This window comes from Thermoleptolyngbya sp. M55_K2018_002 (assembly GCF_015295965.1).
GTDB lineage: Bacteria > Cyanobacteriota > Cyanobacteriia > Elainellales > Elainellaceae > Thermoleptolyngbya > Thermoleptolyngbya sichuanensis.
Genome location: NZ_DVEA01000104.1, coordinates 1 through 10,982, shown reverse-complemented (window position 1 = coordinate 10,982; position 10,982 = coordinate 1). Strand labels below are relative to the sequence as shown.

Genomic DNA, 10,982 nt, shown 5'->3' with positions numbered 1-10,982 from the left:
GTTGGAAAGGGGATTGGAAAGGGGGCGATCGCCTATTTACTTCGCCTATTTACTTGGTCTAATTACACGGTGGGCGATCGCTCTTTGTCTATCCCCCAGACCCGCTAAATCTCTCGCTCCACCACTAGCGTTTTGTCTAACTGCAATTTGTTTATTCAGACTTATCTAACTCGGTTTGCTGACTCGGTTTTCTAACTCAGATTGCCTGCCTGCACTCGATGGCTTTGAGGCTGCCAATGTTCGGCTTTCCTGTTTGTTTCAAACCATTGGCAAAAACTCAGCTTATCTTCAGAAATCTGAGAACCTTCCAGGCTATAACGTCGTACAACGGGTTGTACCGCTTGTAGAATCAGACCCGTTCGAGTACCCATGAGGCGATCGCCCAGCAGGGGCTAAAGATTGTGTTTTTAACGCGCCTCTCGCCTCTGTTTCCGTTTAACTTGCTGAATTATCTGTTCGGAATCACCTGTGTCTCTCTTAAGGATTACGTGATCGGTTCCCTGGGGATGATCCCAGGCACCTTCCTGTATGTTTATTTTGGATCGTTGGTTGGCGATGTTGCGGCGCTGCATGTGCCCCTTGATATGCCTGAAGAGGTCAGTCTTTCCATGCGGGTAGCGTATGGGATCGTCAGGCTTTTGGGCCTGTTTGCCACGATTGCGGTCACGGTTCAGATCACGCGCATTGCGCGGCGATCGCTCCGTCAAAGCCTCGCACAAAGCCTCGCACAAAGCCCCGTCGCCAGCCCGTTCTCCTCTCCCTTTCCCGCACCCAAAGACTCTAGCCATGACTCAATTCATTAGCCAGGAACCCGCGCTTCAGCCGCTGGATGAATATAATCAGTCGCTCCTGTCCTACGTTCATCCGCCCGACTGGATGAACCCAACGCCCGCCGCCATGTATGACCTAGTGGTGATTGGCGCGGGAACGGCAGGGCTGGTAGTGGCCGCAGGGGCCGCAGGGCTGGGACTGGGGCTGAAGGTGGCGCTAATCGAGCGCAGCCTGATGGGGGGAGATTGTTTGAATGTGGGCTGTGTTCCGTCGAAGTGCATCATTCGTTCCTCGCGGGCAGCGGCTGACATTCGGGATGCGATGTCGTTTGGTGTTCATCCGCCTGAGCAAGTTGAAGTGGACTTTGCGGCGGTGATGCGGCGGATGCGAAAGATTCGTGCGGGGATTAGCCATCATGACTCGGCGGATCGCTTTCGTAAACTTGGTATCGACGTGTTTTTGGGAAGCGCAGAATTTGTGAATGAGGGGGCGATCGCCGTCAATGGCACTCAACTCCGGTTCAAAAAAGCCGTCATCGCGACTGGGGCGCGGGCTGTTCGCCCCAAAGTGCCGGGGCTGGAAGAAGCGGGCTATCTGACCAATGAAACCGTGTTTTCGCTCACCAAACGCCCCAATCGGCTAGCGGTGATCGGCGGCGGCCCCATTGGCTGTGAGCTGGCGCAGGCGTTTCACCGACTGGGCAGCCAAGTGACAATTTTGCACAAAAACTCGCATCTGCTGGATCGCGAAGATGCCGATGCTGCCGAAGTCGTGCAGCAGCAGTTTCTTCGGGAAAAAATGCAGCTAATTCTGGATTGCAAGCTGGAGCAGGTGGAGCAAACCAGCGCGGGTAAGGCGATCCAATACAGCCAAAACGGAGCAGTGCATAAGGTTGTGGCGGACGAAATCCTGGTGGGGGCGGGTCGTGCGCCCAACGTGGAAGGGCTGAACCTGGAAGCGGTGGGCGTGAACTATGACCCGCGCAGGGGCGTTCAGGTGAACGATTACTTGCAAACCACAAACCCGCGTATCTACGCCGCTGGCGATATCTGCATGGACTGGAAATTTACCCACGCTGCCGATGCTGCCGCCCGCATCGTGATCAAAAACACGCTGTTTGCCCCCTTTGGGCTGGGCCGTAGCAAGCTCAGCAGCCTGGTCATGCCGTGGGTGACTTATACCGACCCCGAAATCGCCCACGTTGGGCTGTACGAGCAGGACGCGCAGGCCAAGGGATTTGACATTAATACCATCAAAATTCCCTTTTCTTCGGTCGATCGCGCCCTGGCCGATGGCGAAACTGAGGGATTTGTGAAAATTATGCACAAGCGCGGCTCCGATCAAATCCTGGGGGCGACGATTGTGGCGCGTCATGCTGGGGAAATGATTAGTGAAGTGACGCTGGCGATCGCCACCAAACAGGGACTCAGCGCCCTCTCTGGCGTGATTCATCCTTATCCCACGCAGGCTGAAGGCATTAAAAAAGCCGCCGATGCCTATCGCCGCACGCTGCTCACGCCCCGCACGCAGACATTCCTGAAACTGCTCACGAAGTTTAGCTAAAAAGACAGATCAGTTTTGGATTTTAGATTGGCGATTTTGGATTGGTAGACCGGCCATCCCAAAATCCAAAACCCAAAATCCAGAATCTAAAATTTCCCCACCTCCTTTCCCTTGCTCTTGCTCCTCCTCTCTAGTGCCCTTCTGGGCAAAAGGACACTCTATGATGGTCTTACGATCAGTCCGACGAAATCGAGCGTTGCAACAGATGGTTTGGTTTGTCATGAGCGCGATCGCCCCATTCCTGCTGAGTTTCCCGGTGCTGGCCCAGGAGGCTGCAAGTTCTGGCGGATTTAACCCACAGGAGCTGTTGCGAAACGCTTTGCAGTGGGTTGACAGGCTGGGTGTGGTGGGCGGGCTGGTGTTCGTTGGGATCTATGTCCTTGCAACCGTCGCCTTTTTGCCGGGGTCGATTCTGACGCTGGGTGCGGGTGTGGTGTTTGGCGTGGTGTGGGGGTCGCTCTATGTGTTCATTGGGGCAACCCTGGGGGCGATCGCCGCGTTTTTGGTGGGTCGCTATCTGGCGCGGGGCTGGATCAGTCGAAAAATTGCCGGAAACCAAAAGTTTGCCGCGATCGATGGCGCAGTTGCCAATGAAGGCTTCAAGATCGTCCTTTTAACTCGACTTTCGCCCGTATTCCCCTTTAATCTATTGAACTATGCCTTTGGCATTACGGGCGTTTCGCTGAAGGACTACGCGCTGGGATCGATCGGCATGATTCCCGGCACGATTATGTACGTTTATCTGGGTTCGCTGGCGGGCGACTTGGCTCGCATCGGCAGCGAAGGACAGCCGACCAATCCGACCGTGCAGTGGGCGATTCGGATTATCGGCTTGATTGCGACGGTGGCGGTGACGATCTACGTAACCCGCGTGGCTCGTCAGGCCCTAGACGAAAAAGTCAGTGAACCCATCCGCGACCAGGAAGTGCGCTTGTAAGGCACGGGTCGGCAATCCAAAATCCAAAATCCAAAATTGCCATGAGCCTCTCGGCTGAGAATGATGCAAAATCGTAGGGAAGCGTCCCCGTTGTGTATCTCTGGCATTCATGTTTGCATCCTTCAAAGCTCTTCCGGGTTGGCTGCGGCTGTGGATTTTGTTTCCTCTGGGATTTCTGAATCTCTGGCTATTGCTGTTGCTGCTGGATTATCTCAGCCCGTTTGTCGGAATTCTCGGCTCGGCTGCGATCTTTGCGTTTTTGCTGGATATTCCGGCGCTGGCGCTGCAAAAGCGGGGACTGCCGCGCGGTTGGGCGATCGCCCTCGTTCTCAGTATTTCGCTGCTGGTGCTGACGCTGGTGGCGGTAACGCTTGGCCCGCTGCTGCTGCAACAGTTGAGCGCTCTGGTGGCCAGCCTGCCGCAACTAATCGACTCTGGCAAGCTGCAACTGCGGGCGCTGCGGGAATGGGCGATCGCCCAAAACTTGCCGATCCAGCTTTCTGACCTGCTGAATCAGACAATCAACCAATTGGGCAGCGTGTTTCAAATTGCAGGCAGCAAGCTGCTGGGCATTTTGACCGAAACCATCACCAGCCTGATCAATGTGCTGTTCTTTATCGTGCTGACGATTTTCATTCTCGTGGGTGGCGAGGCGGCCTGGGACGGCATCTTTAGCTGGCTGCCTGCGCCTTGGAACGAAACGCTGCAAGACTCCATCCAGACCACCTTTCGCCGCTATTTTGGCACGCAGGCGATTTTGGCAGGCATTCTCAGCGTGGCGCAGACCGTGGGGCTGCTGGTGTGGGGGGTGCCCTACGCAGCCCTGTTTGGCGTGACGATGGGGCTGGCGACGCTGATTCCCTACGGCGGTGCGGTGGCCACGGTGGTGATTAGTATCATTGTGGCGCTGCAAGACTTTGGGCAGGGCGTGCGGGTGCTGATTACGGCGATCGCCATTGGCCAGGTCAACGATATTCTCCTCTCGCCCCGACTCATGGGCGAAACCATTGGGCTGAACCCCATCTGGCTGATTGCGGCGCTGTTTCTCGGCGGCAAGGTTGGCGGCGTGCTGGGGCTGCTGGTGGCCGTGCCCATTGCCAGCGTAATCAAAAGCACTGCCGATCAAATCCGTCAGCCAAAGCCCACGATTCCGCCCAGTCTATAAATCTATCAAATCTGTCTCTTGCTTTCGACTTTCCGCCGTGACATTAAATTTGAACAAACCCTAACAAGTAGCGAACGAGCAGCGAACAAGTAGCGAACATTAGGGTACGGCTTCTGGTGCATATTAGATACTTCTTCTAGCCCTTTTAGGGTATGGAAGCGATGCTGTGAATGTGTTCTAGCACTCACCCATCTAGGAAGCAAAACCGATATGCTGGTGTCGCCTATTTTTTCTCCCTATCTTAAAGATTTGTCTGTCGATAGGGTGACGGATTTCCTTTAGGAAGCTATTAAGATTAATCTCGACAGTTCACTGTTTCTAGCTGAGTCTTGCTCTGGCTGCTAGCGGCTAGGGCTATAAGGGTTTTAGCCTCACGCTCTTCATTCGCTTTAGAAATACTGTCAATCTTTGGGAGCATCTTTAGAGGTTTTCTAGATTCTCTCAAACCGTTTGATTCTTCTCGTTGTATTTGAATGGTCTTATGGCGTTTGATCCTGCTTTTCTGACAAACATCAACACTCAATTAGGGAGCTTTCTACCCAGTCTGCTGGGTGCAATTTTAATTCTCATTGCAGGTTGGGTTCTGGCGGCGATCGCAGCTTCTATTACCAAGCGAATTCTGCTGCAAACTAACCTGGACAACCGACTGGCCTCTACCTTTTTGCCCGCCGGATCAACGGCTCGTCCCCATGTAGAGCAGTGGGGCGCGGCGCTGGTGTTTTGGGTGATCATGATCTTTGCCATCGTGGCGTTTTTGAATGCGCTGCGGCTGGATGTGGTTTCGCAACCTTTGAATAATTTCCTCCAGCAGATTTTCAGCTATCTGCCACGGCTGGGCGGTGCTGCAATTTTGGTGGCGTTAGCCTGGGTTTTGGCAAGCCTGGTCAAGGTATTGGTGACTCGCGGATTGGCTCGATTTGGATTAGACGAAAAGCTAAATGTCGCCCCAAGAGACGCAGAAATGGGAGTGGCTGATCCCTACGTGGCCGCAAGAAGCGCAGAGGCAGGCGTGGTCGATCCATCCCGACAGCCCGTCGCCGAAAGCCCGTTTCTCTTGAGTGAAACGCTGGGCAATGTGCTGTACTGGTTTGTCTTTCTGTTTTTCTTGCCGCTGATTTTAGATGTGCTGCAATTGCAGGGGCCGTTGCAGCCTGTGCAGACCTTGCTCAACGACTTTTTGGTGATTTTGCCACGAATTTTGAGCGCGATCGCCATTGGTGCGGCGGGCTGGTTCATTGCCCAGGTTGTGCGGAACATCGTTACGAATCTGCTGCGGGCGGCGCGGGTCGATCGGTTGGGCACTCAGTTCGGCCTTTCCCGCACTCAGGGGGCGCTGTCCCTTTCTAGCTTGATTGGCACGCTGGTTTATGTGCTGATTTTGATTCCGACGGCGATCGCCGCGCTGCAAGCACTGGGAATTCGGGCGATTTCCGATCCGGCGATCGCCATGCTGAACGACATTCTGACCGCGTTGCCCCGCATCTTCACGGCGGCAGTGCTGCTGATCGTGTTTTATGTCATTGGGCGATTTATTGCAGACTTGGTGACGAACCTGCTGACCAGCTTCGGCTTCAACAATGTGTTTGAGTGGATGGGGCTGCCGAGACAAACCGTAGCCACGGTCGTCCCGCCGTCCAGCCCGCCCTATGATGCAACGCCGGGAGGAGAACCCACGGTCGTCCAGCCTGCTGCGACGCTGCCTCGGCGCACCCCTTCAGAAATCGTCGGCATTTTGGCGCTGGTGGGGATTATGCTGTTTGCCGCCGTGGCAGCGGCTGAGGTCTTGCAATTCCAGCAGCTAACGGCCATTGTGAATGGTATTTTGGCAGTGTCGGCGCGGGTGCTGGTGGGGATCATTGTCTTTGGCGTGGGGTTGTACCTGGCGAATTTGGCCTTCAATCTCATTGCGGGATCGGGCGGTCGGCAGGCGCGAATTTTGGCGCAGGCGGCTCGGATTGCAATTATTGCGCTGGTTTCTGCGATGGCGCTCCAGCAGATGGGCATTGCAACCAATATTGTGGCGCTGGCGTTTGGGCTGCTGCTGGGGGCGATCGCCGTGGCGCTGGCGATCGCCTTTGGGCTGGGCGGACGTGAGGTTGCCGCAGAGCAGCTTCGCGAATGGCTGGCTTCTTTCAAGCAGCAGTCCTAGGGCGTGCTTAGACCGTTTGATCCCCCCTTAATCCCTTAGATCCACCCTAGCTCCCCTTGCTCACTTTGGGAGAGCAGGGTGGTTTGCTTTGGGAGGATGAAAACATTGGGTGAGGATGGTATAAACTTGCTGGACTTGGTTAGTCAGCGCCCGGATGCCCTGAGGGGTGTTGCGCTAAGCGAGTTGACGCGCGATGTTGATGACAAAACAATTCAAAATCGCCCAGATCACAGGAGCATTGCTGCGAGATTGGGCAACGCTTCTATGCGCTTAAATCTGGGAAACGCACCGAACGAGTCAGTTGGATCGCTCCACTACGAGAGAGCAGCCTCTTTGCGCCAATGACCTTTGCTGGATCGTGCAACCGGGATTTAGTGGAGATGTGGTTGGAGGAGTGCTTAGTGCCCCAACTGCAACCGGGAGATGTGATTGTGATTGACAATGCCAGTTTCCATCATTCTCAAACCATTGAAGAGATCGTGGCTCAAGCAGGGTGTGAGATTTGGTATTTACCCCCTTATTCCCCAGACCTGAACGACAAAGCACTAGGAAAGTGTAACCTATGGATATTGAAAGCCTTGCGGGACAGAGCTTGTGGCAACTTCAAAGGCAAAGGTGATGGCTTATATCGAGCCAGAACTGAAAGAAGATTTAGAGCGACTGGCGGATGTTCACAACCGCTCAATCAGCAATTTGCTTGAGACTCTGATTCGAGATGAGATTGAGCGGGCTAAGTCCACTGGAGAGCTAAAGCCGCCCGTACAGCAAGGCAAGTAGGGAGGGGCGTTCATGAAGTGTCTCCAAAGGAGAATCGCCATGATGAAAGCAACCCGTGCGACTGTTGAGCTTGGCTCCATATCGATTGAGGGCTTTATGTTGCTGGATGGCTCCTACCGGATGAGCCAGACCCAGGCGGCAGAATGTGTGGGATTGTCTGAACGAAACGCCCGCGATTTTTTGCGCTCGAAGGGGCTTAAAGCCTTACTGGGTGAAGGCGATACGCCCGCGATTTTCGAGCTTGAGCCAGACGCAGGACAGGCGAGAGGCGCATCTCGGGCCAGGGGCTTGCCCTTGGAAGTCGTGAGCGCCTACTGGCTATGGCAGGCGTTTCGGGGTAATCAGTCAACGCTTGCGTTCTGCATGGCACTGATGACCGAATCTACAGAGCGGCAGTTTGATGCTGCGTTTGAGGTCGAGCGCACCGAGGGCGATCGCAATCAGCGACTCGCGCAGCGGTTGCAGCAGCTAGAGCGCATCATCGAATCGGTGGGGCTGGGCATGGCGCTCGACGGTGATATTCGACGGGAGAATGCCTACTTGATGCGAGTGCTGAGAGAAAACGGCATCGACCCCTATGGACTGCCGGGAGAATCGCCATGACCACTACAAAGACCAGATGGACGCTTGACCAGTACCACCGAATGGTTGAGGCGGGCGTGCTGGAAGATGAGCAGGTTGAACTATTGAGAGGAGAGATCGTCCTGATGTCGCCCGAAGGGATTCCCCATGCCAACAAGCGCATCAAGGCGGGCGGCCGCTTGCAAAAACTGTTGGGCGATCGCGCTCAGGTGCGCCCCGCCGCCCCCATCACGCTGAGGGATGGTTCAGAGCCAGAACCCGACCTGGCGATCGCGCAAATGCCAGAGGAGCGCTATGACCAGCATCATCCCTATCCAGAAGACCTCTACTGGGTTGTGGAATACAGCAACGCCAGCCTAGAAAAAGACCTGGGCATCAAGGCAGAAATCTACGCTGCTGCCAATATCCCTGAGTATTGGATCATCAACCTGCGGACAGGCGTGCTGATCGTGCTGCGAAACCCTGTTGATGGGCAATACCGCGATCGCCAGGAATTCACACAGGGGACTATTTCACCCCTGGCGTTTCCTGACCTGCTCATCCCGGTCGAAATGTTGCTCTAGTGAGGCAGAGAATCGCCATGATCCAGGCACTACAGACACCCATCACGTTTGACGAATTTGTTGAGTGGCTACCGGAGTCTTCGGAGTCCCGCTATTAAGCCCGTGATGAGGATTGAACTCATGACCTCACCCTTACCAAGGGTGTGCTCTACCACTGAGCTACACGGGCAATCGGGGGATGGGCCGGGCTGGATTCGAACCAGCGTAGGCGTAGCCAGCGGATTTACAGTCCGCCCCCATTAACCACTCGGGCACCGACCCGTCCATCCCACGATTGATAATCGTAGCACGGGAAGAGGGGACTATTCCACAAATTTCTCACACAAATTTCTCAAAAGATTTCCCAGAGAAGTTTCAAGGCATCTGAGACCTTGCTTCGGGTTGGGCAGTATTGACCCAAAAATTGACCCGAACATTGACCCGAAGCAAGGTTGCCGGGTTGCCTAGAACCAACGCCTCAGCCCTAAAGAGACAAGTTGCTCAGGGCCTGATTCAGCCGTCCGAGGGCTTGCTCAATTTCCGCAGCGGTGACGATCAGCGGTGGCACAAAGCGCACCACCTTTGGGCCAGCGGGAACGAGCAGCAGCCCTTGGGCGATCGCCGCTTTCACGATATCTGCCGACACGGTGGCAGTTTCTTCCTTCAGCACTAGACCGTTGATCAGACCCCAGCCGCGCACTTCTGCGACGAGTGCTGGATATTGCTGGGCGATCGCCCGCAGCCCCTCCCGCAGTTGTTCGCCCCGCTCCCGCACGTTTTGCAACAAGTTGTCGCGCTCCAGAGTTTCGCACACCGCTAGCGCCACGCCACAGGCAAAGGGGTTGCCACCAAAGGTGCTGGCGTGATCACCCGGTTGAAAGATGTCGCAAAACGACTTGCAGAGCATCGCGCCGATGGGAATGCCGCCGCCCAGTCCTTTAGCCGAGGTGAAAATGTCTGGTTCGATGCCCAGGTTCTCATAGCCCCAAAGTTGCCCGCTGCGGCCCATGCCGACCTGCACTTCGTCCAGAATGAGCAGAATCCCTTTTTCATCGCAGATTTCGCGAATCCGCTGGAAATAAGCGCGATCGCCCGGCCGCACGCCGCCTTCGCCCTGGAGCGCCTCCAGCATAATGGCCGCCACTTGGGGTTGGTCGGCATCCAGTTGGGCGATCGCCGCTTCTAGGGCTGCAATATCGTTGTAGGGAACGTAGTGAAACCCCGGCATCAGCGGGTCAAAGTTCTTCTGATATTTCGGCTGACCAGTGGCAGTGATAGTCGCCAGAGTGCGCCCGTGGAAGCTGGCATGAGCCGTCAGCACGATCGGGTTGGCGATGCCGCGCACCGTGTGGGCATACTTCCGCGCCAGCTTAATTGCGCCTTCGTTCGCCTCTGCGCCAGAGTTGCAGAAAAATACGCGATCGGCACAGGAATGCTCAACCAGCCATTTTGCCAGGTCGCCCTGCTCCGGGATGTAGAACAGGTTGGAAACGTGGTGCAGCTTTTGAATCTGGCGATTGACTGCGTTCACCATAGCCGGGTGAGCGTGGCCCAGCGTGCAGGTGGCGATGCCTGCCACAAAGTCCAGATAATCGCGTCCTTCGCTATCCCACACGCGGCAACCTGCGCCTCGCTCCAGCACGATGGGAAAACGAGCATAGCTATTGATGACATAGGCATCGAACTCGGTGGGGGAGTAGGGACTTGCAGCGGCAAGCGGTGGCGAGATGAGGGTTTCTGGACTCACAAGCGGCTCCTTGATGATGTGAAGTGACTGACTTTAAAGATGAAGTGACTCCGCAGTACTCCTGACACCTTATATAGGTTGTATAGGGTCAGAAGCTGCATCAAATAACCATCGAACGATGATCGAACGATTCTCAAGCGTCTATCAAATCATTAGTTTAAGCCCCATCTTAGGGTAGTTTTTTGGCTGGGGGCTATGCCTGATCGGGTGAGGCGATCGCTTTCTGGTTATGAAATGCCAATATTTAGCGACCGATGAGGGCAAGACTAACGCACTGGCGAGGGCTGGGGTTGTGAGGGTTGACCGGTTTGGCGCTTGACCCGGTAGTTTTTGCTGATGGGTGTGACCAGGGTTAGCGCTGCGCTAGCCAGTATTAGCCTGCACAGCACTGTGGATGACTCCTGATTCGGGTGTAATCTACTTCCATAGCGCTTTTTAGACCCTGGGGGTGATCGCAAAGCCCTGACTAATCCCTAGGGAATCTCTCAGAACGTGAACCCAAAATCTCAGACCATTGCTATTGCCATGCTTGTCCTCACCCAACGGCTCCCTGCTCCGGGCGATCGCGCCGAATTGCCTGCCGAAGTGTTTCCTGAGTTGACGCTGCTGCTGACGGCAGAGGAACGAGTGCGATCGCGCCACTATTTTGAATCCCTGGAGGGCGTGCCCTGCTCGCTGCAATTGCCCAGGGGAACCGTGCTGCGGGATGGGGACGTGCTGCTGGCGGCTTCGGGAGAGCGGGTGCGCGT

General features: G+C 55.4%; 9 protein-coding genes, 2 tRNA genes and 2 pseudogenes. 10 read left to right on the top strand and 3 right to left on the bottom strand.

Annotation, left to right across the window (positions count from 1 at the left end):
- Positions 1–377 precede the first annotated feature (377 nt).
- The 9 genes and pseudogenes from IGS51_RS05310 (at position 378) to IGS51_RS05270 (ending at position 8,507) form a co-directional block, all read left to right on the top strand.
- Positions 378–803, top strand: a complete 426-nt coding sequence (locus tag IGS51_RS05310; protein WP_297076819.1) for a VTT domain-containing protein — start codon at positions 378–380, stop codon at positions 801–803.
- Positions 787–2,334: a mercuric reductase gene (locus IGS51_RS05305; protein WP_297076816.1), complete on the top strand. Its 1,548-nt coding sequence runs from the start codon at positions 787–789 to the stop codon at positions 2,332–2,334. The genes IGS51_RS05310 and IGS51_RS05305 overlap by 17 nt, the downstream gene beginning before the upstream one ends.
- Before the next feature lie 205 nt (positions 2,335–2,539).
- Positions 2,540–3,271 (top strand): TVP38/TMEM64 family protein, encoded by a 732-nt coding sequence (locus tag IGS51_RS05300; RefSeq protein WP_297076813.1) that lies wholly within the window; start codon positions 2,540–2,542, stop codon positions 3,269–3,271.
- A 109-nt stretch (positions 3,272–3,380) separates the two neighbouring features.
- The gene (locus IGS51_RS05295; RefSeq protein ID WP_297076810.1) at positions 3,381–4,436 is read left to right on the top strand and encodes an AI-2E family transporter; all 1,056 of its coding nucleotides are present in this window, start codon (positions 3,381–3,383) and stop codon (positions 4,434–4,436) included.
- A gap of 481 nt (positions 4,437–4,917) precedes the next feature.
- On the top strand, positions 4,918–6,585 hold the full coding sequence (locus tag IGS51_RS05290; RefSeq protein WP_297076807.1) for a mechanosensitive ion channel: 1,668 nt from the start codon (positions 4,918–4,920) through the stop codon (positions 6,583–6,585).
- Between the two features lie 195 nt (positions 6,586–6,780).
- Positions 6,781–7,121 (top strand): annotated as a pseudogene (locus tag IGS51_RS05285) (transposase); the annotation flags it as partial.
- Between the two features lie 58 nt (positions 7,122–7,179).
- Entirely contained in the window at positions 7,180–7,362 is a 183-nt protein-coding gene (locus IGS51_RS05280) for a hypothetical protein (protein WP_297076822.1), read from the top strand.
- 39 nt (positions 7,363–7,401) lie between these two features.
- The gene (locus IGS51_RS05275) at positions 7,402–7,965 is read left to right on the top strand and encodes a hypothetical protein (RefSeq protein ID WP_297076804.1); all 564 of its coding nucleotides are present in this window, start codon (positions 7,402–7,404) and stop codon (positions 7,963–7,965) included.
- Positions 7,962–8,507: a Uma2 family endonuclease gene (locus tag IGS51_RS05270; protein WP_297076802.1), complete on the top strand. Its 546-nt coding sequence runs from the start codon at positions 7,962–7,964 to the stop codon at positions 8,505–8,507. Before IGS51_RS05275 ends, IGS51_RS05270 begins: the two co-directional genes overlap by 4 nt.
- A 97-nt stretch (positions 8,508–8,604) precedes the next feature.
- Here the strand turns inward: IGS51_RS05270 and IGS51_RS05265 are convergent.
- The 3 genes from IGS51_RS05265 to IGS51_RS05255 all read right to left on the bottom strand — a co-directional run bounded on the left by IGS51_RS05265 (position 8,605) and on the right by IGS51_RS05255 (position 10,233).
- Positions 8,605–8,676 (bottom strand) — tRNA-Thr (locus tag IGS51_RS05265).
- 10 nt (positions 8,677–8,686) lie between these two features.
- Positions 8,687–8,768: transfer RNA gene (locus IGS51_RS05260), tRNA-Tyr, on the bottom strand.
- Between the two features lie 202 nt (positions 8,769–8,970).
- Positions 8,971–10,233: an aspartate aminotransferase family protein gene (locus IGS51_RS05255; protein ID WP_297076799.1), complete on the bottom strand. Its 1,263-nt coding sequence runs from the start codon at positions 10,231–10,233 to the stop codon at positions 8,971–8,973.
- A 492-nt stretch (positions 10,234–10,725) separates the two neighbouring features.
- Here IGS51_RS05255 and IGS51_RS05250 point away from each other — a divergent pair.
- Positions 10,726–10,982: pseudogene (locus IGS51_RS05250) on the top strand (hypothetical protein); the annotation flags it as partial.

Excerpts from the sequence above, each read along its gene's own strand:
- IGS51_RS05300 (WP_297076813.1), top strand. The coding sequence starts at position 2,540 with ATGGTTTGGTTTGTCATGAGCGCGATCGCCCCATTCCTGCTGAGTTTC.
- IGS51_RS05305 (WP_297076816.1), top strand. The coding sequence starts at position 787 with ATGACTCAATTCATTAGCCAGGAACCCGCGCTTCAGCCGCTGGATGAA.
- IGS51_RS05295 (WP_297076810.1), top strand. The coding sequence starts at position 3,381 with ATGTTTGCATCCTTCAAAGCTCTTCCGGGTTGGCTGCGGCTGTGGATT.
- IGS51_RS05290 (WP_297076807.1), top strand. The coding sequence starts at position 4,918 with ATGGCGTTTGATCCTGCTTTTCTGACAAACATCAACACTCAATTAGGG.
- IGS51_RS05275 (WP_297076804.1), top strand. The coding sequence starts at position 7,402 with ATGATGAAAGCAACCCGTGCGACTGTTGAGCTTGGCTCCATATCGATT.
- IGS51_RS05270 (WP_297076802.1), top strand. The coding sequence starts at position 7,962 with ATGACCACTACAAAGACCAGATGGACGCTTGACCAGTACCACCGAATG.